This window comes from Myxococcus llanfairpwllgwyngyllgogerychwyrndrobwllllantysiliogogogochensis, assembly GCF_006636215.1.
GTDB lineage: Bacteria > Myxococcota > Myxococcia > Myxococcales > Myxococcaceae > Myxococcus > Myxococcus llanfairpwllgwyngyllgogerychwyrndrobwllllantysiliogogogochensis.
This window is the reverse complement of sequence record NZ_VIFM01000047.1, coordinates 1-19,768: the sequence shown is the minus strand read 5'-3', so window position 1 is coordinate 19,768 and position 19,768 is coordinate 1. Positions and strand designations below refer to the sequence as shown.

Below are 19,768 nucleotides of genomic sequence, written 5' to 3'. Positions count from 1 at the left end.
GGCCAAGCCCATCACGTCCGCGCCATCACCGGGAAGCGATTGGCTCCCGCGGGCAGCGAGAGGTTGCGCACGAAGAGGTCCGCCTCCATGTCCTCGCCAATCACTTCCGCCCCAGGCCACCACCGCTCGGGCGTGAAGCCGAACTGGACCGCCTTCACGGGCTCGTCCACCAATCGTGACAAATGCGGACGCAAATCGAAGCCCTCTCGCGCGAACACATCCTCGATGTAGAGCGTGCCGTCCTCGACGCCCGCGAAGACCCACGCGTCCTCGCTCAGCTTGCGCAAGGGACGCGCGAAGTTCGCCGCCGCGTACCAGGTCGCGATGTGTCCGTGCCGGCGCGCACCGAAGCGCTCCGTCACCGGGACGCCCTCCTCCGCCAGCGCGACGAGCCTCGCCCGCACCGACGCCTCGGACACATCCAACACTGGCGCGGGCTCTCCCCTCGGCGTCACCTCCAACGTGACTCCGAACAACGTCTGCTCCCGGGGCTCAAAGCCAAAGCGCGGATAGAAGTCGAGCACCTTCTTGTTCGCGAACAGCACCACCGGCGCATCACCACACGCCTCCATCGCCGCCTCCATCGCCACCCGCGCCAGGCCCTGCCCCCGACGCTCGGGCACACACCCCACCGCGCCCAATTGATAGCCGACCACCTCGCGCCCCTCCACGCGCAGGCACATCCGCATCACGGAGGCATTCGCCACCACCCGGCCCTCGTCCACCACGCTGAACGCGCGGTAGTCGTCCGTCCACTCGCCCCAGGCGCACCAGCGGCGGAAGTCCACCGTTCGGAAGACCTGGGGCACGTACTCACAGAAGGCCGCTTGCAGCGCGGAATCACGGTGGTCGATGGCCACCACCCGAGGAACTTTCGACATGGGCGACATGAACATCACAAACGCCCGCCTGGTGGGAAATTCCCCGGAGGCGCCGCGTTTTTCGGGGACGCACGTGCCTTCCGCGAGAACGCACGCCGTGGCCGCTCGCGTGCGATAGGCAACACGCCCGGGGGCACGAGACCCGCGTGCGATTTCAACCGCTGGGAATCGCTGACAGGACGGCGGATGGCGCGGCGGCTGCACAGGGCCGCCCTCGCCAACCCCACACAAGGAGCCGTCACATGTGCACCGACTTCCTCGTCGTCGCCTCGGACAAGAGCGTCGTCAATGGCCGCAGCATGGAGTTCGGCGTCGACCTCGACTCGAAGCTCCTGGTCCGAGCCCCCGGTGAGAAGTTCGTCTCCCCTTCCCCCAAGGGACTCAACGGCCTGACGTGGACGACCACCTACGGCTACGTCGGACTCACCGCCAAGGGCAGCCTCCCCATCATGGTCGACGGGCTCAACACCGCCGGCCTGTCCACCGGCAGCCTGTGGCTGCCCGAGTCCCGCTACCCCAAGGTCACCGACAACGCCAAGGCCCTCACCCTGGCGCAGTTCCCCGGCTGGGTGCTCGGCAACTTCGCCACCGTGGCGGAGGTGAAGTCCGCCCTCCAGGAAGGCGAGGCCCAGGTCTGGGAGAGCGACTGGCTGGCCCAATACCTGCCCCTGCACTTCCCCATCCACGACGCACAGGGCAACAGCTTGGTCGTCGAGTTCCTCGACGGCGAGATGCACCTGCACGACAACCCCGTCGCCGTGCTCACCAACGCGCCGCCCTTCCCCGTCCAACTCCAGAACCTGCGCGACTACGTGGGCCTGTCCCCCTGGGACGCGAAGCGGGTGGAGCTGGGCTCGGAGACCTTCGCCCAGCCCGGCCACGGCAGCGGCCTGCGCGGCCTGCCCGGGGACCCGATGCCACCTTCCCGCTTCGTGCGGGCCGCGTACCTCAAGCAGTTCGCCCGGCCCGTCGCCAACGCCACCGAGGCCACCAGCCTCGCCTTCCACCTGCTCAACACCGTCGACATCCCGCGCGGCACGGTCCGCTCGCTCGATGAGAAATCCCTCAAGGAAGAGGACGACTACACCCAGTGGACCGTGGTCAAGGACCTCACCCACACCGTCCTCAACGTGCGCTTCTACGAGGACCTGCTCATCTACTCGGTGAACCTCAAGACGCTCGACTTCAAGGGCGCCAACGGCAAGACGTTCGCCGTGCCGACGAGCCCCGCGTCCATCGACATCACCTCCAAGCTGACGACCTGAGCCGCGGACACCGCACGAGTCCCAGGCTTCGAGAAACACCCCGCGACAGGCCCGTCCCCGTGATTTCCGGGGGCGGGCTGTTTCGTGTCAGGATTGAATGTGCAACCGGTGCACGCGTCGATGCGCCACTCCGCCGGGCTTCCCCAGCGCGGACCCATTCCCATCCTAGGAGCAAACCTCATGAAGCGGCTCATCCAGGGACTGTCCCTGACGTCTCTGTGTCTCTCGCTGGTGGCCTGTGGCGCGAGCAAGTTCTACACGCTGCCCGTCGCGGCGAACGATGCCTCGGCGACCAAGACGTCCATCGGAGTCTGTGCCCTGGAGAGTGGCCTCGAGTCGCAGTCCGTGGACACCACGGCCATCGCCGTCACCTACGATGCGACCTCCACGATGTACTACCGTTACAATGGTAACGACGCGTACACCTTCCAGGTCTCCGTGGACGACAAGCAGGTTCCTCCGGCGGAGCTGGAGACGAAGCTCACCACGGTGCGCAAGAAGGGCGAGGAGCTGTACCTCTGCGCGCAGGACCGCATCAACCCGCGCTTCGTCGCCGCCCCCGCCCATGAGCCCTCCCAGACGAACGTCACCATCAACCTGAACGCCCCTGGCGCGAACTCGGCGGACACGGTGTCGGCCGGCGCGTCGGTGTCGACGAACACGAACACGGCCTCGACCACGACGACGTCCTCCTCCGCGTCGGTGAACCTGAGCGAGGGCACCTGCGCCCGCGCCGTGGACTGCTATGCGCGGCTGGCCAAGACGGTCTGCGAGGGCGCGCAGGACTGCAGCTTCAAGGTGGAGATCTCCGGCAACGACGAGACGGGCTGCCGTGACGCGCTGCTCCGCGTCCCGGACCTGCTCCAGCCGTTCAAGATGATTCGCCCCAACCTCTCCGCTCCGGCCGTCTGCCGCGCCGAGTAGTCCCCAAAGACAACCCGCCTCCGGCGCCGTGCCGGAGCGCGGGCGACAGCGGCCTCCGGTTTCCCGGCCCGTGAGGCACGCGGAGTGGACTACCCTGGGCCCCTTCGCCGTGAGCCGAGGCGGGACGGGGTGGTGCCATGAGAGCGACACGCGGACATGTGCTGCTGGGGCTTCTGGTGCTGGTGGGGCTGACGGCCGCGGGCATCGCCGGAGTGACGCTGCGCTATCGGGCCCCTCCGGCTCCCGCCCTGGCGTGGCTCGTGGGAGGGCTGCTGCTCGCGACGTGGAGCGCTCGGGCCTTCTGGAAGCGCGACGCCGACGGCGCGGCCAGGCTGCTCTTGTTCTGTTTCGGGATGCCCGCGGCCGTGCTGGGCATCTGGATGGTGGCCTCCTCCGACTTCAGCGGACTTCCTCCTTGGCTCGCGTTGGGCTGCGCGGCGGTGACCACGTTCATCGGGGTCCGGATGTGGAAGGACTGGCGGCGGGCGGAGGTATTGCCCAACGTGCTGCTCGAATGGGCGCCGGCCGAGGACATCCTCGAAGTGGACGGCGTGCACTTCGCCGTAAGACTGGCCGTGACGGAAGAGGGGTCCGCGCCGCTGGAGCTGCACCTGATGGCGCAGGGGTGCGTGGACGCGGAGCGGGCGCTGACGCTGAAGCTGTCCGGGCCTCCCGAGTCGCGGCTGCGCTATCCGCGAGAGACGACGGTCCACCTGGAGGCGGGAGAGGTGGGCCTGCTCATCGTGCCGCTCTTCCCGGTCCCCGGGGCCCCGGCGCCCGGCAAGCTCTCCCTGCAGCCCAGTGCCCGAGGTCCCTCGGCGCCACGCCTGCGTCACTGGCGCGCGCGGCGCTACGAGGGGCCCCTCCATCCCGCGATGCGAGTCCTGGGCCTGTTCGCGGGCATCCTCACCTGGGGTGGCGGGATGCACGTCGAGGTGGCGGGGGTATCGGAGGGGAAGCCTCCTCCACCCCAGCTCCCCGAGGCGCGGTGGAAGGTGCTGTGGCGGCCGGGCGCGGAGGAGATTCAGCAGGCCCGCGCCGCGGCCTGAGCGTCAGGCTTTAGTGGATGCGCAGGGCCAGCTTGCCCAGGTGGTGCTTGCCCACGGCCTCGTGCGCGCGAGTGACTTCATCCAGGCGGTAGACCTTCGAGACCTCGACGTGGAAGGGGCCGGACTCGATGAGGCTGTTGAGGCGGCCGAGCACCTTGGGGTTCGCCTCGCCGTTGTAGGCGGTCGCCTTGACGCCCTCGGGGCCCTTGGGCGCGGGCTCGACGCCGTTGGGGTACGCGATGTGGCCGCCCTTCTTCACGACGGCCTTGAGCAGCTCGTTCACCTTGTCTCCGCCCGCGAGCACCAGCGCCGCGTCGAGGCCGTCCGGAGCGAAGTCCCGCACCGCCTTCGCGACGTCGTCGGAGCGGCCATCCACGGCCTTGTCCGCGCCCAGCTTCTTCATCAACTCCACGCCGTCCGCGCCGGAGGCCACCGCGAGCACCTTGGCCCCGAGCCGCTTCGCCAGTTGCACCGCGAGGTGCCCCACGCCGCCGCTCGCGCCGTACACCAGCAGCGTGGTGCCCTGGCCGACCTTGAGGGTGTCCTCCACGCCTTGGAGGGCCGTGATTCCGTCCGCCGCGAGCACGCCCGCCTGCTCCGCGCTCAGTCCCTTGGGTACGGGCGCGGTGTCCGCGGCCCTCACCGCGGTGTATTCCGCGTAGAAGCCTCCCTTCTCGTTCAGGAAGCCGAAGGCGTAGACCTTGTCGCCGACCTTGAGGTTCTTGACGCCTTCGCCCAGGGCCACGACGGTGCCCGCGCCATCCGTGCCAAGCACGTATGGGAAGGAGGCCTTGCTGCCCGGCTTGTAGCCTTCCATCTCGCCCGCGCGCTCGGCGGGGTCCCACTGGCCGATGCCGGCGGTCTCCACCTGGATGAGCACCTCGCCGGGGCCTACCTGGGGAACGGGGACGGTCTTGGTGCCGAGAACTTCCGGTCCGCCGAAGCGGTCGATGGCGGCGGCCTTCATCTGAGAGGGAACGGAGGTCTTCATGGAAATGACTCCTCGCGGGCGGAGGTCCCGCGCCGGACAGGGTTCCTCCGCAGGCTGGTCATGGGTGAGAGGAATTGCAGAGGAAGCGACGAAGCCCCAAGCCAGGGCCCGCCCTCACGCCCGCCACCCTGGCGCGGGAGGACACCAGGCTGGCGTACAGTCGCGCGGCGGATTTTCCCCGAAGATTCCGGAGGTGGAGATGTCGTCGCGAACGAAGCTGCGCTCGCTGCTCGTCGGTGGTGTCCTGCTGCTGTCCTCCACCGCTGGCAGCGCGAGCGCTCCGAGCGTGTCGCTGGGAGGTGTCGAGCTGCGCGTCTTCGACCGGCAGAAGGGTTCCATCGTCACGGTGGAGGAGGCCTCGGACCCGTATGGGATGAACGTGGACGCGCTGCTGCTGGTGAAGGTGCAGGGCAAGTACGAGGGGGACAAGCCGCTGAAGCTGAAGCTCGTGGTGAGCGCGCCGAAGGAGGAGTCGGAGGCGGGTGAGCGGCGCGCGTGGAAGGTGACGCAGACGCGCGAACTGCACGTGCTCGCGGAGGGCGGCGTCACCGTGGTGCCATTCCTGATGCCCTACGAGTGCTCCTCCACCGTGAAGGTGGTCGCCACGCTGTCGGGCCCGGGCGTCAACGGGAGCAAGAAGCTGGACACCGCGTTTCCGTGCGCGGAGTGAGTTGCCTCCACGCGCCGCCCACCCGGAGGCATGCGCCCTTCAGGGTCGGTTTTGCGAGGGGTATCCAAGACAACCCCTCGGATTGCGGCGTGTCAGACCGAACCGGTAGCTTGCATGCATGCCGGACATCCGACTGCCCGCCGAAGCGAAGTTCAAGACTGAGCTGGAAGCCCTCGCCGCCCATGACGACAAGCCCCGCCCTCCTGGATGGGCACTGTCGCCTCGTGCCGTGGAGACGTACATCCTCGGCGGGTCCAAGCCCGTCGGCGGCGTGACGATTACGCCCAAGTACGTCGGCGACAAGGGACTCATCCAGGTCTGCATCGCCACCCTCGCCTCGGACCGCGCGCTGATGCTCGTGGGCGAGCCCGGCACCGCGAAGAGCTGGCTGTCCGAACACCTTTCCGCCGCCGTCAGCGGCACCTCCGCCCTCATCGTCCAGGGCACCGCCGGCACCAGCGAGGACCACCTCAAGTACTCGTGGAACTACGCGCTGCTGCTCGCGCAGGGCCCCACGCCCGAGGCCCTGGTCCCCTCCCCCGTCCTGCGCGCCATGCGCTCCGGCAAGTTCGCCCGCTTCGAGGAAGTCACCCGCACGTCCCCGGAGATTCAGGACGCCCTCATCTCCATCCTCTCGGAGAAGCAGGTCTCCATCCCGGAGCTGGGCGAGGTGGTCAGCGCCCAGCGCGGCTTCAACCTCATCGCCACCGCGAACACGCGGGACAGGGGCGTCAACGAGATGAGCGCCGCCCTCAAGCGCCGCTTCAACTTCGTCACCGTCCCCGTGGTCGAGGACCTGGAACAGGAGATACAGATTGTGACGAAGCGCGAGGCGGAGCTGCGCAATGACTACCAGGTCGGAGTGCCGCCTCCGGAGGAGCTGTCGCGAATCCTGCTGACGCTCTTCCAGGAGCTGCGCAAGGGCGTGACGAAGGACGGCAAGACGAAGGTCCGCACCCCGGGCGCCGTGCTGTCCACCGCGGAGGCCATCAGCGTGCTGTTCAACAGCTCCATCCTCGCGGAGCAGTTCGGCGGCGGGAAGGTCACCCCCCACGAGCTGGCCGCCTCGCTGGTGGGCGCCGTGGTGAAGGAGCAGGAGGACGACGTGAAGGCCCTGCGCGAATACATGGAGACCGTCGCCAAGGGCCGCACCGGCGCGTGGAAGGACCTGTACTCCGCCAGCAAGAAGCTCCTGAGGGGCTGATGGACCTGGACCTGCTCTCCCGGGTGCATCTGTTCCCGGTGCGCCACCACTCGCCGCGCACCACGGCGGTGCTCGGACGCTGGCTGGAGCGCGTGAAGCCGGAGGTCGTTCTCATCGAGGGGCCTTGTGATGCCTCCGACCTGATTGACGTGCTGTGTGACGCGGAGACGAAGCCGCCCATCGCGCTGCTCGGCTACCGCACGGATGACACGCCGGGCTCCGCGCTGTGGCCCTTCGCGGACTACTCCCCCGAGTACGCCGCCCTGCGTTGGGCGAAGGTGAATCGCGCCCGCGCGCTGTTCATCGACATCCCCGTCGGCGTCAGCCTCGGCATGGACCGCCATGACGAGACGGCCGGTGTCGAGAGCGAGGAGGTCCCGGAGGGCGAGCGTCACGAGCACCTCCATGACGAAGAGCCGCTCACGGAGCGGTTCGCCCGTGAGCAGGGCTACCGCTCCTTCGAGGAGCTGTGGGAGGCGCTGTTCGAGGCGCCCGACTGGACGCCCGAGGGTTTCCGCCCCGTGCTGCTCGCCTGGGCGGACGTGCTCAACGCGGGGCCTCGCCAGGACTACCACCGCTGGCGCGATGCGTTCATGGCGCGCAAGGTGCTGGAGGTGGTGGCGAGCGGCGTCGCGCCGGAGAAGGTCGCCGTGGTGGCGGGCGCCGCGCACATCGCGGCCTTCCTGGCCCGGGACGTGGAGCCCGCGCTGGAGGCGAAGCTCCCCAAGGCGGTGCCCTGCGCGGTGACGGTGATTCCGTACAGCTTCCCCCGGCTGTCCGAGCAGCTCGGCTACGGCGCGGGCAATCGGGCGCCGCACTTCTACCAGAAGGCCCACGAGGCCCAGTGTGACTTCCGGCGCGCGACGCTGGAGGTGCTCATCGACTTCGCCGCGCACCTGCGCATGCGCGGCTTCACCGCGTCGCTGTCGGACGTGCTGGAGGCCTACCGGCTGGCGATGACGCTGGCGGACCTGCGCGAGAAGAGCGCTCCGGGACTGGACGAACTTCGCGAGGCCACCGTGGCCACGCTGTGCCGGGGAGACGCGACGCATGTCGACGCGTTCCTGTGGAAGAGCGTCGTCGGTCATCAAGTGGGACGGGTGGCCAGTCGCATCGGCAAGAACTCGCTCCAAGCGGAGTTCTGGCGGGAGCTGGACACGCGCCGGCTGCCGAGCACCGACAGCGCGGAGACCTTCACGCTGCGCCTCAACAACACGGTGGAGGTCGGCTCCTCGGTGTTCCTCCACCGCCTGCGCGTGGCGGGGATTCCCTATGCGACGCTCGCGGCCACGGGACAGCAGCGCGCCTCGCCGCAAGAGGCTGGTGGACAAGCCGCGCTGACGCGGGTTCGAGAGTCGTGGCAGGCGCAGTGGACGCCGTCCACGGACGTGGCGCTGGTGGAGAAAATCGTCCTCGGCGACTCGCTGGAAGCCGTGACGACCCGCGTCCTCCAGGAGCAACTGGACGCGGCGAAGACCACGGGCGCCGCCGCGGACGTCCTGTTGGAGTCGGTGATTACCGGCTGCCCGCAGACGATGGCCGCGGCCCTGCGCGCCTGTGACACGCACGCGGCCACGGACGTGGACCTGCCCTCGCTCGCCTCGGCGGCGCGCGCGCTGTCCGGACTGGTGGCCTATGGCACCTCGCGCGCGCACACGGACGTGGGCGACGAGGCGGTGGCGGTGCTCTGCCAGAAGACGTACTCCCGCGCGCTGCTGCGCGTGCGCGAGTCCTGCGCCTGCGCACCGGACGCCCTGCCTTCCGTGGTGGAGGCGCTGCGCACCCTGCACGAGGTGGCGCTGGCCCAGCCGCTCGCGGACAAGGCCGGCTGGCTCGCGGAGGCCCGCGAGCTGATGGACAGCAGCACCGTGCACCCGGCGACGTCGGGCCTGGCCACGGGCCTGCTGTATCTGGCGCATGAGCTGAACGAGGCGGAGGTGGCGCTCATCGTCGGACTGCGGCTGTCGCTGGCGGTGGCTCCCGATGAAGGCGCGTCCTGGCTGGAGGGCTTCCTGGGCGTCAACGCGCTGGTGCTGGTGAAGAACCGCGAAGTGGTGAAGGCCCTGGACGACTTCCTGACCAGCATCGACCCCGAGCGCTTCCGTCAGACCCTGCCGGTATTGAGAAGGGCACTGGGCGTGCTGGGTACCACCGAGCGCCGCTACCTCATGGAGAACGTGGTGGCGGTGCGGCAGCTCGGAGAAAAGGGCCGGGCCGTGAAGACGGTGCTCGAAGAGAAGGACACAGCGAAGCTCAAGGACATGAGCGCCGAGCTGGGCAAGGTGCTCGACGACCTGGACGACCTGCTATGAGCGTGGACCCCAAGGAACTGGCGGAGAAGGACCGGGATGCCCTGCTGCGCTGGCGGCTCGCGCTCGGCCCGACGGCGGAGAAGACGGGAGTCTGTCCCTCGCTGCGGGCCCTGAGCACCCAGGCGGGCTCGGTGGGCGTGGGCGGCGGAGACCTGGAGGCGTTGGATGACGCGCTCTCCTTCGTCTACGGGGACAAGCGCGCGAGCTCGTCCGGCTCGCGCCCCTACATCCCCGAGTGGCTGGGCGCGCTGCGGACTTTCTTCCGCGACGACGTGATTGCGCTCGTCCAGAAGGATGCCATCGAGAAGAAGGGGCTCACCCAGCTCCTCTTCGAGCCGGAGACGCTGCCCTTCCTCGACAAGAACGTGGAGCTGGTGACGACGCTGGTCAGCGCGCGCGGGCTCATCCCCGACGAGGCGAAGGCGATTGCCCGGCAGATTGTCCGCGAGGTGGTGGAGGAGCTGCGCAAGAAGCTGGAGTCCTCCATCCGCACGGCCGTGTTCGGCGCCCTGCGCAGGGACAGGACGAGCCCGCTGCCGATTGCGCGCAACATCGACTGGAAGCGGACCATCCGGCAGAACCTGAAGGGCTGGGACGCGGAGCACAAGCGACTGGTGCCCGAGCGCTTCTACTTCTGGCCCAACCAGCGCAAGCATCATGAGTGGGATGTGACGCTGGTGGTGGACCAGTCTGGTTCCATGGCGCAGAGCGTGGTGTACAGCTCCGTCATGGCGGCCATCTTCGCGTCACTGGATGTGCTGCGCACGCGCCTCATCCTGTTCGACACGGAGGTGGTGGACATGACGCCCCTGCTCACGGACCCGGTGGAGGTGCTGTTCACCGCGCAGCTCGGCGGCGGAACGGACATCAACCGCGCGGTGGCCTATGCGCAGGCGAACCATGTGCAACGGCCGGAGAAGACCCTCTTCCTGCTGATTACCGACCTCTATGAAGGCGGTGACGCGGAGGAACTGGTGGCGCGGCTGCGCCAGCTGGTGGACTCGCGGGCGAAGGTGCTGTGCCTGTTGTCGCTGTCGGACGGAGGCAAGCCCACGTACGACCACGCCATGGCGGAGAGGCTCACCGCGCTGGGCATTCCCTGCTTCGGGTGTACGCCCAAACGACTGGTGGACGTGGTGGAGCGGGTGATGCGCAACCAGGACCTGACGCCGCTGCTGGCCGCCCACAAGGAGACGCACCATGGCTGAGCCTCGCAAGGTCGCTGCCAGCAGCGGAGGGTTGACGGAAATCATCGGGGACCCCTCGGAGGTGGCGAAGGGCACTCGCATCTTCGACGACAAGCAAATCACCCACCTGTCCCGCTTCGAGAACCGGCTGTTCGCGGATGCGCTGGGCTCGGGGGCGTCGCCCTACAAAGTGTCGCTGGTGTTCGGTGACGGGCGTGAGGTGAAGGGGAAGTGCTCCTGCGTGGCCGCGCGCTCGCGGCCCTTCTGCAAACACGCTGCGGCGCTGCTGGTGGCGTGGGCTCGCGCGCCGGAAGCCTTCGTCACCACCGATACGGCCCCGGCGGGCGCGGGAGGCCCGGCGAAGAAGAGCGTGAAGAAGGGCAAGACGGAGACGGGCGAGCTGATGAAGGCGGGCGTGGCGCAGGTGTCCACGCTGGTGCGGGAGCTGGGCCTGTCGGGCGTGACGTCCCTGTCCGAGGACCGCGCCGAGCAGGTGCGCGCCCTGGGTGAGTCGCTGCGCGCCAATGGCCTGCGCCGGCTGGCGGCGCGCACGGTGGAGGTGGCGGCCCTGCTGGAGCAGGCGGCGGCGCGCACGGGCACGTTCGAGCCCCCCGTCTTCACCGACCTGGTGGCGGACATGCTGCTCACCGCGCGCAAGGTGGAGAAGCACCTGGGCGGTGAGTCCCTGGAGGACCGCTACGTCGAGGAGCTGATTGGCAAGACGTGGACGAAGAAGGACCGGGCTCCCATCGAGGGGCTGACGCTGGTGGAGTACTCCTTCACCACGCGCACCACGCCCGACAACTTCCTCGTCCGGGAGAGTCGCTTCCTGGAGCTGGGCTCCGGAGCCCACTACACGGAGAAGCAGATCCTCCCCGCCTTCCTCAAGACGGTGGAGCCCAAGAAGAGCCACGCGGGCGTGGTGTTGGAGGAAGCCAAGGGTGGGCAGTACCCGGGCTTCCCGCCTCGGCGGCTGGACCTGGAGGACGCGAAGTCGACGCATCCGCAGGACGACTCGGCGCTGCGGCTGCTGGTGAAGATGGCGCTGCCGGACGTGGGGGCGGCGCTGGCGGCCTTCCAGGAGCACCGCAAGGACGTCTTCGCGCCGGAGCTGCTCCCCGTGGCGCTGCGGGTGCAGACGCTCCTGGCGAGCGGGCAGCGCTCACAGTTGGTGGACTCGGGAGACCGGGGGCTGTTCCTCCCGGCGGACTCGCGGCTGGAGGAGCCCTTCGCCGCGGCGCTGGAAGGGGCCACGTTGAAGGTGGTGCTGGGGGACGTGGGGCTGGAGGCGGCGCTCCCCACGCTGTTCCCGCTCGCGGTGGTGGTGGAGACACCAGAGGGACTGGAGCTGCGCGGACTGGGGCTGCGGGAGGCAACGGAGGAGCCCACGCGGCGTCGGCGGCGTCGGGCGAAGCCGGAGGCGCCGGTGGCGGTGCCTCGCAGCGGGTGGGCGGACGCGGCGCGCGAAGCGGGGGCGTCTCGCGCGGCCATCGCCCTGGCCGAGGTGCGGGATGAGCTGGCGGAGAAGTTCTCCAACGGGCTGTCCTCGCTGTCTCCGCGCGCGGTGGAGCCGCTGGTGGCCCGGCTGAGGGAGCTGGGGCTGGAGAAGCCCGGAGCGCTGCTGGAGGCGCTGGCGCAGCGTCCCGACGCGGCGGAGCGGTTGGATGACTTCGTCAAGGTGTACCAGGTGCTCGGCATCGCCCTGGTGCGGCTGGCGGGGGCGGCGCAGGTCCAGGGGGACACGTTGGAGCCGGTGCCCACGCACCCGAGCATCCACATCCGGAAGCCCGAGGCGCCGCTGCCTCCGGGTGAGGCGCTGTTGAAGCGGGCTCGAGGAGAGCTGTCTCGTTACGAGGCCGCGGCCCATGCGGCGCACTACTACGCGAGCCTGGACGCGGACTCGCTGTTGGAGTCCCTGTATCCCGCGTGGAGCGACGGCGCGGCGAGCACCTTCGTGGCCCGGGCGGTGGCGGCACGTCCGAAGGAGCGCGTGCTGGAGGTGGTGAAGCAGGCCCTGTCCGAGCACCACAGCCGGATGGTGCGCCGCACCGCCATCCAGGTGCTGGGGCAGTTGGAGGTCCATGCGGCGCGAGTGCTGCTGGACGGCATGACACGCAAGGGCCACGACGCGGGCCTGCGGCTCCATGCACGCGAGGTGTTGAACGACGTGCAGGCCCGGGAGACGGGGCCCGCGTCCATCGCGGCGCTCGCGAAGGTGCGACAGGGGAGGATTCGGCCGCTCGCGCAGCGGGCGCTGTCGGAGCCGACTCGGGAAGCGCGACTGGCGGCGGTGGACCAGCTCGAGGGGTTGGGGCTCACGCAGGCGTGGCCGGTGCTGCGGCAGGTGTTCTACGGAGACCCGTCGAACGAGGTGCGGCGACGCGCGGCCATGGCCCTGGCGTGGCTGGGGGACTCGGAGGTGCTGGACAAGTACGTGCACAGCGTGGAGGCGCGCGACACGGACGACGAGGAGGCCAAGACGGCGGTGTACGCGCTGGGGGTGCTGGGTGACGTGCGCGGCGCGGAGACACTCCTGGCGGCGTTCGTCGACGGGTGGAAGCCGGGCGTCGTGTCCGACTCGCTGAAGACCTTCGGGCTGGCGATGCTGGAGCCGGCCGTCCGATTGGCGGAGACGCGGCCGGAGGCGATGGAGCGACAAGCGCTGCGCAACCTGTTCGAGCGATTCCCAGCGGACGCGCTCTCGAAGGTGCTGCTGGCCCACGTGGAGGCGGCGCGCGCGCACCCCGAGCGGCTCACGCGCTTCGGGACGTACCTGAAACTCGCGAACGAGAACATCCACGGCGCGGGCAAGGTGGTGGCGGCGGCACTGCTCGACATCCCCGATGCGGCCGGGGACAAGACGCTCTCACGCGCGGCGAAGAAGTCGCTCGGGGTGAAGACCTAGCCGCGACGCCGTGCAGGCCAACACCGCGCCGGGGCGCGCACTCAGTCCCCGGCGCGAACACCGCACTGCCCCAACTCACCCCACGCGTGACGACACGTGCGGTCTCACCAGCGACTCCAGGAAGGAGCCAAGCGCGGCGTTGACGAGCGCGGGCTCCTCCACCGTGGAGGAGTGCCCCCCGCGCGGAAGCCGCGTCAGCCGCGAGCCCGGAATCAACTGGTGGAGCCGTTCGGCCTTCGCCGGAACAGTGGCCACATCCTCTTCCCCCACGACGATGAGCGTGGGCACGCGGATGTTCGGCACCTCGTGTGACACCGCGTTGCGACGGATGACACCGTTCACCGCGCGCCAGATATCCCGACGGTTCTCCAACAAGCGCGCCCGCCACAGCGCCCGCTCCTCCGCGCGGTTCGGGTCCGTCAGGAACGTCCGGCCAAACATGATGCGCATCACCGGGTCCACCACCGGCCGCAACCCCGCCATCCGGGCGATGAGGTTGAGCAGCGTGTAGCGCGGCACGTTGGCCAGCGGCTCGGCGTCCGCCGACGTATCCAGCAGGCTGAGCGAGCGCAACAACTCCGGCCGGCGCGCCGCGATGCGCATCCCGATGAAGCCTCCCATGGACAGGCCGACGAAGTGACACGGCCCCAGGTCCAGCTTCTCCATCAGCCCCACGGCGTCCAGGTACAGCGTCTCCATGTCGATGGTGCTCGCCTCGGGCACCGCGCTGCGCCCCTGCCCCCGGTGGTCATACGCGATGCAGCGATAGCGACTCCGCAGCGCATCCACCTGCGGGTCGAACAGCCGCGAACTCCACAACAACCCATGGCTGAACAGGATGGGCTCACCCGAGCCACCCGTATCCTCGTAGTGCAACTCGGTCCCATTCACGGTCAACATCGGCATGGCGGTTCCCTCCCCACGTCGCGCAGGATAGGCCAGCTCGTGACGCGACACGGCACCCGTCGTGCCGCGGTGCGCCGGCTGTCGACTCGCGGACGCCCGTGGGAGAACGGACGTGCCCGGGTTACCAGAGCCCCTGGGCCTGGAGCAGGGCCCCCATCTGTCCGGGCGCGGCGGCGCTGGCGGTGAAGAGCCGCTCGGCGGCCTCCGGCGACGGGTCTTCCCAGGTCAGCAGGCCCGTGTCCTCCTCACGACGACACACCACCAGGCTCGCGCGCACGTGCTCCGCGGACTCGAAGGCGAGCAGGTCCATCAGCACGGGACTCTGGCTGGTGAAGAAGCTCTGCCGCCCCTTGAGCGGCTCCACGCTGGCCCGCACGAGCTGGGGGTGGAGGGAGTGGGCCACCTCATCCACGACGACCACCGCGCGCGCCCGCGCCAGGTAGTGCTGGAGGGCGAGCAGGCGCTTCTGGCCATGGCCCAGCTGACGCGCGGAGACCCGTGTGTCGCCAGGGCCCAGGAAGTCCAGCTCCAGGCCCCCGAGCGTGAGGGATTCGTACTTGCCCTCGGGCGACGCCTCCAGGGGAACGAGGCTGGCCTCCGCGGAGGTGAAGCCGAGCAGCCGCGACGCGTCGCGCAGGAAGGGGACGGCGTCCGACGGGACGACATACCGCGCGGAGCCCCACTGCGCCGCCGCCAGCCGCCGCAGCCCGTCCAACAGCGCCTCCGACGCGAGCCCCGTGCCCGTGGCGAGCACCCCCTCCGCCCGCCGGGAGAGGCGCAGCTCCACCTGGTAGAGCTGCTCGAAGTAGGCGAGCCCCTCGTCGAAGCGGCTCAGCCCCGCCAGGGCGGACACCTCGCGGGCCATGGCCAGCAGCGGCTCCACCGTGGACGTGCCCTCGCCCGTCTTCTCCACCCAGGCGATGCCTCCGGACATGAGGACCAGCCACAGCCGGCCTGCGACTTCGGGAGCCAGTCGCTCCTGGACGACGAGCGAGGTGTCACCCTCGCGCGAGACGGTGACCTGGAGCCCCTCGCGACGGATGACCAGCGGCCACGCCATGTCGCGCGGCGACACGACAATGTCCATGGACAGCCCGGAGCCCGCGGGCCCGTCCTGGGGCATCACGGGCACGTTGCGGACCCGCACCGTGATTCGGCCGGTGTCCGCGCTCAGCGCGTACTCCAGCTCGAAGGGCTCCAGGGCCATGGCCGTGAAGTCCGAGCTGGCGACGGCCGCGAGGAGGTCCAGGAGCAAGGTCTTCCCCGTGCCGTTGCGGCCCAGCAGCACGTTGAAGGACGGGCTGAACGACAACCTCGTGCCGGGGTTCACGGAGCGGAACTGGTGGACCTGGAGCCACTGGAGCTTGAGCATCGTCCGCCAGCCTCTCCCCCGGACACGCCAGGGTCAACCCCGCCTGTGACACAAAACGCTACTCCCGGAGAAGTCAATCAACACCCATTGTGAACAATTCTTGAGACAGTCAGGCTGCTGGTGCAACGCATTGACGGAGGTCACTCATGTCCCCGCAGCCGCGCCTGATTCGTTTCACTTCGAGGATTTCATTGCTCGCGCTCCTGGCCGCCCTGGGTGCCGTCACCTGGAGCACGCCAGCCCAGGCGCGGACACCAGGGGGCGTCATCGGCGTCGGGTATTACGACCATCAAGGCCCGCCGCCCTGGGTCGATACGGCTTGCAAGTACACGGCGGTCTACAAACCTTGTCATTGCCCGCCCCCTACCGTCGCCAACTTCGACTCCGCCATGGGCTGTTCCAACGAGAGCCAGGCGTGGGCTGACAGGGACGCGCTGAACTCCTGTACCAACCTCTGTGCGAGGGCGGCCAAGGACTCGCCGGGGGGCGGCAACGGCAACAACAACGGCGGTGTCGCGGGGCGACCAGGGGGCTCGACGACGGGCGGCATCTCACTCGGCGGCGCCGGCACCCTGGCGGCCCGGGAATCGGGGGGCTATGTGGCGTTCGTCCCCTTCAGCCTGGAGCCCATCGGACACGCCGAGCAGAAGGAGCAGCTGGCCGAGGCGCTCGTGGAGGCCACCTCCGTCCCCTGGGTCTTCCTCGAAGGGATGGGCGAGTCCATCCAGTGGGAGGATCCGAAGGGCTCGGCGGCCTTCGTCCAGGCCTACTGGAGCGACCGCGGCGCGCCCAACCCCATTGGCCACTGCAAGCACTCCCTTCAGGTCTCCTGTCCGCTCCAGGACGTGAAGCTCGGTGACAGCCTTCAGGTCTGCTCAGGGGAGAGCGACGAGGACGCCCAGAAAATCGCCGAGACGAGCTGCGCGCCGCTGCGCTACGACGCGCTGAGCCGCTCCTGGAACACCTGGGGCGTCTTCGGCTACCACCACGAGGGCCCGTACCGCGCGCCGACCGCGACGGTCCTCGCCGTGGGTCCCCAGCAGTTCCTCGGCTTCGTGCCCTCCAGCATGGAGGCCATGGGCCCCTACGAGGACTGGAGCAAGCTGGCGGACGAGCTGCTGGAGCGCACGGAGGGCACCAGCGTGTGGCTCGCCGGACCGCCGAAGTTCTACTCCGCCAAGGAGTAGCGACACACCGGCCGCGCCCGCCCCACGGCTCGCACGCGGGGCGGGGTGACGGCCCGCCCAACCCGGGAGGACGGCCCAGTCCCGCCATCCCCGGGAGCCCGGCTTGTCACGACAGGGCGCGACAGGCAGGCTCAGGGCACTTCCGACATGCGCCCTGCTCGTCCCGCCCTGCTCGCCCTCGTCCTCCTCGCATTGCTTGGCACGGCCGCGGGAGTCACCTACGCGCTGCGCCCGCCGGCCTCCACACCGGCCACCGCGAGCGCCGCCCCTCCCACCGCGCCCAAGCCCGTGGCCCAGGCCACGCCACCGCCCGCCGAGGTGAAGGACGGGCACCCGCCGCGCGGCGTCTACGCCGGCGCCGAGGCGTGCGGCGAGTGCCACGAGGACGAGCACGCCGAATGGAGCAAGGGCTGGCACTCGCGCGCGCTGTCCCCGGCGACGTCGAAGTTCGTGGTGGGCGACTACCGCAAGAACACGCACTTCAAGGGAGACTCCAGCGAGGCGTGGATGCGTCGCGACGGTGAGCACCACTTCATGCGCACGAAGGGCGCGGACGGTCAGCTCGCGGAGTTCCCGGTGCAGTGGGTGGTGGGCGGCAAGCGCATGCAGGACCCCGTCACGGTGCTCGCAGACGGTCGCTGGCAGGTGCTGCCCGTCTACTACCACGTCACCGGCAAGGGCGAGTGGGTGGACTACTCGGAGACGAAGCAGGGCGCGCTCACGCCGGACCACCCGTTCTTCTGGGCCAACTTCCGTCGCAGCGCGCAGCACGCGTGTCTGGACTGTCACGTCACCGGACTCGACGCGCGCCATGACCGCGCCACCCACACGTGGACCACGCGCTTCACCGACGCGGGCGTCGCGTGCGAGAGCTGCCACGGGCCCGGCGCCAGGCACGCCGACACGCAGGACCCCAAGGACATCGTCCAGCCGTCGAAGCTGTCCCCGGAGCTGGGCTTCGCGGTGTGCGCGCAGTGCCATGGCCCGCGCCGCCCCCTCTTCCCCATCCTCGACCTGGCGCACCGCTTCCAGCCGGGCCAGAAGTACGAGGACTTCTACCAACCCATCGTCCTCTTCGTGGGCAACGAGCGCTCCGGCGACTACTTCACCGACGGCCGCCCCAGCACCTCCAGCTTCGAGTACCAGGCCCTCATCCAGTCGCAGTGCCACCTGCAGGGCAATGCGACCTGCCTCACCTGCCACACCGCGCCGCACGAGCCACACGCGCCCAACGAGCTGAACCTGCCGGAGAAGACGGCCGCGAAAATCTCCGTGGGCTCGGCCACCTGTCAGCAATGCCACGCGGACCTGTTCGCCGCGGGCGCGAAACACTCCAAGCACACCGGGCGCGCCGCGCAGGACTGCGTGGCCTGTCACATGCCGCCCGTCGTCTCCGGCGTGCTCGACAAGTTCGCGGACCATGCGCTCGACGTGCCCGCGCCAAAGAACACCACGCGCCACGGCATCCCCAACGCCTGCAACACGTGTCACACGAAGGAGACGCCGGAGGCCATGGACCAGGCCCTGGCGAAAATGTGGCCGGACTCCGCGAAGCGGCAGGAGCGGCGCGTGCGCCTGGCGGACGCCTTCGACGACAAGACGGCGGACACCAGCCGGCCCGCGCTGGAGGCCGTGCTCGCGGACACGAAGGAAGCGGCGTCGCTGCGCGGCGTGGCGGCGAAGGTACTCGGGCGTCGATACAAGCGAGAGGCCGTGCCCGCCCTGCGCGCCGCGCTGAAGGGGACACAGGACAGCCTGCTGCGCGCGGACGTCATCGAGGCGCTGGGCGCCGTGGGTGGCAAGGAGGCCATCGAGGACCTGGCGGCGCTGCTCCAGGATGGCTCCACGTGGGTGCGCCAGTCCGCGGCGCTGACGCTGGCGAGCTTCGGCGACGCGCGCGGCACCGCGGCCGTGGAGGCGCTGGCGTCGCGGCCGGAGACCTCCGGGCTGGTCCAACCGCACATCATGCTCGGGCAGCTCGCCGTGCGGCGGAAGGACCTGACCACCGCCATCCGCGAGTTCGAGCGGGCGTTGGATTTGCAGCCCTACAACGCCGACGCGCTCGTCCGTCTGGCCGACCTCTATGTCGTCCAGGGACAGGTGGAGAAGGGCAAGGAGCGGCTCGAGGACGCGCTGCGCTTCGACCCGCAGAGCCGCGCGGCGAAGCAGCGTCTGTCCATGCTCAAACAGGGCCGCTGAGCGGAGGACGCAAGCCCCCGGGCGCTCCATCCACTGCTGAGCAGGCTCTCGTCCCTTTTGTCAGACAGGCGGGGACCGGCCCCGGGGTACGTGGCCGGTATCGGGTGCCTCCCCTACCTCAGGGCACCCGATATGAACGCCCTGCTGCTCGCCCTCCTCCTCTCGCACCCTGGCTCCGAGCCAGGGGTGCCGCTCGCCCAGGCCCGGCCGCCGTCCGCCGTGCGACAGCGGCCCCAGGGACACGGCGCGCCCAAGGTGCTGCCCATCCAGAATCCCAGGCCGCAGTCGGCCCAGGGACAGGGCATTCCCGTGACGCCCCCGGGAGCGCCGTCACAAGCGCCCGGCGCGCCACGGCGGGGCACCCCTCCCCAGGGGCAATGGGACACGTCCGCCCCAGGGCCCGGTGAGGACACCGGGACGAGCGACGACCCGCCGGAGCCACCGCAGCCCGAAGTATCGGACCCGCTGCTGACGCCCATGCCGCCCGCGCCCATCCAGGTGAAGTCCTGGGAGGAGGCGCTGGACATGGTGCGGCAGAGCTCCACCGACTTGAGGACCGCGCTGGCCCAGGTGGAGTCCGCGGCGGGACAGGCGCGCATCGCGCTGGCGGGCCTGCTGCCCGTCATCACCGGCACGGTGGGCGTGCAGTACAACGTGCTGGACCCCGACTCGACGACCTTCATCGGCGGCGGCACGGGGGGTGGCGTGGGCGGTGG

At 69.8% G+C, this 19,768-nt stretch carries 14 protein-coding genes and 1 pseudogene; 11 read left to right on the top strand and 4 right to left on the bottom strand.

Features of this window, described 5'->3' with window-relative positions; translation table 11 throughout:
- Positions 1–11: 11 nt before the first annotated feature.
- Positions 12–881 carry a GNAT family N-acetyltransferase gene (locus FJV41_RS14390; RefSeq protein WP_141643044.1) on the bottom strand — a complete coding sequence of 290 codons (870 nt, stop codon included), beginning with the start codon at positions 879–881 and terminating at the stop codon, positions 12–14.
- A 242-nt stretch (positions 882–1,123) separates the two neighbouring features.
- On the opposite strand from FJV41_RS14390, the gene FJV41_RS14385 reads away from it, so the two are divergent.
- From FJV41_RS14385 to FJV41_RS14375, 3 genes are all read left to right on the top strand, one after another.
- Positions 1,124–2,146 (top strand): linear amide C-N hydrolase, encoded by a 1,023-nt coding sequence (locus FJV41_RS14385; RefSeq protein WP_141643043.1) that lies wholly within the window; start codon positions 1,124–1,126, stop codon positions 2,144–2,146.
- Between the two features lie 180 nt (positions 2,147–2,326).
- A complete protein-coding gene (locus FJV41_RS14380) occupies positions 2,327–3,070 on the top strand; it encodes a hypothetical protein (RefSeq protein ID WP_246137204.1) in 744 nt (247 codons plus the stop codon).
- A gap of 137 nt (positions 3,071–3,207) precedes the next feature.
- Positions 3,208–4,119 (top strand): hypothetical protein, encoded by a 912-nt coding sequence (locus FJV41_RS14375; protein WP_141643042.1) that lies wholly within the window; start codon positions 3,208–3,210, stop codon positions 4,117–4,119.
- A gap of 10 nt (positions 4,120–4,129) precedes the next feature.
- Here the strand turns inward: FJV41_RS14375 and FJV41_RS14370 are convergent, their stop codons facing one another.
- Positions 4,130–5,110 carry an NADP-dependent oxidoreductase gene (locus FJV41_RS14370; protein WP_181790636.1) on the bottom strand — a complete coding sequence of 327 codons (981 nt, stop codon included), beginning with the start codon at positions 5,108–5,110 and terminating at the stop codon, positions 4,130–4,132.
- Between the two features lie 199 nt (positions 5,111–5,309).
- On the opposite strand from FJV41_RS14370, the gene FJV41_RS14365 reads away from it, so the two are divergent.
- The 5 genes from FJV41_RS14365 to FJV41_RS14345 all read left to right on the top strand — a co-directional run bounded on the left by FJV41_RS14365 (position 5,310) and on the right by FJV41_RS14345 (position 13,388).
- Positions 5,310–5,780 carry a hypothetical protein gene (locus FJV41_RS14365; protein WP_141643041.1) on the top strand — a complete coding sequence of 157 codons (471 nt, stop codon included), beginning with the start codon at positions 5,310–5,312 and terminating at the stop codon, positions 5,778–5,780.
- Between the two features lie 118 nt (positions 5,781–5,898).
- Positions 5,899–6,984, top strand: a complete 1,086-nt coding sequence (locus FJV41_RS14360) for an ATP-binding protein (RefSeq protein WP_141643040.1) — start codon at positions 5,899–5,901, stop codon at positions 6,982–6,984.
- Positions 6,984–9,296, top strand: a complete 2,313-nt coding sequence (locus tag FJV41_RS14355) for a DUF5682 family protein (protein ID WP_141643039.1) — start codon at positions 6,984–6,986, stop codon at positions 9,294–9,296. Before FJV41_RS14360 ends, FJV41_RS14355 begins: the two co-directional genes overlap by 1 nt.
- Complete coding sequence (locus FJV41_RS14350; RefSeq protein WP_141643038.1) at positions 9,293–10,504, top strand: VWA domain-containing protein; 1,212 nt, start codon at positions 9,293–9,295, stop codon at positions 10,502–10,504. The genes FJV41_RS14355 and FJV41_RS14350 overlap by 4 nt, the downstream gene beginning before the upstream one ends.
- Positions 10,497–13,388 carry a HEAT repeat domain-containing protein gene (locus tag FJV41_RS14345; protein WP_141643037.1) on the top strand — a complete coding sequence of 964 codons (2,892 nt, stop codon included), beginning with the start codon at positions 10,497–10,499 and terminating at the stop codon, positions 13,386–13,388. The genes FJV41_RS14350 and FJV41_RS14345 overlap by 8 nt, the downstream gene beginning before the upstream one ends.
- A gap of 75 nt (positions 13,389–13,463) precedes the next feature.
- Here FJV41_RS14345 and FJV41_RS14340 read toward each other — a convergent pair whose 3' ends face one another.
- Positions 13,464–14,294, bottom strand: coding sequence for an alpha/beta fold hydrolase (locus FJV41_RS14340; protein ID WP_141643036.1), 831 nt, complete (start codon positions 14,292–14,294; stop codon positions 13,464–13,466).
- A 121-nt stretch (positions 14,295–14,415) separates the two neighbouring features.
- Positions 14,416–15,666, bottom strand: coding sequence for an AAA family ATPase (locus tag FJV41_RS14335; protein WP_141643035.1), 1,251 nt, complete (start codon positions 15,664–15,666; stop codon positions 14,416–14,418).
- Positions 15,667–15,812: 146 nt separating this feature from the next.
- On the opposite strand from FJV41_RS14335, the gene FJV41_RS14330 reads away from it, so the two are divergent.
- The 3 genes and pseudogenes from FJV41_RS14330 to FJV41_RS14320 form a co-directional block, all read left to right on the top strand.
- Positions 15,813–16,853, top strand: a complete 1,041-nt coding sequence (locus FJV41_RS14330) for a hypothetical protein (protein ID WP_141643034.1) — start codon at positions 15,813–15,815, stop codon at positions 16,851–16,853.
- A gap of 147 nt (positions 16,854–17,000) precedes the next feature.
- A complete protein-coding gene (locus FJV41_RS14325; protein WP_141643033.1) occupies positions 17,001–19,052 on the top strand; it encodes a HEAT repeat domain-containing protein in 2,052 nt (683 codons plus the stop codon).
- Positions 19,053–19,184: 132 nt separating this feature from the next.
- Positions 19,185–19,768: pseudogene (locus tag FJV41_RS14320) on the top strand (TolC family protein); the annotation flags it as partial.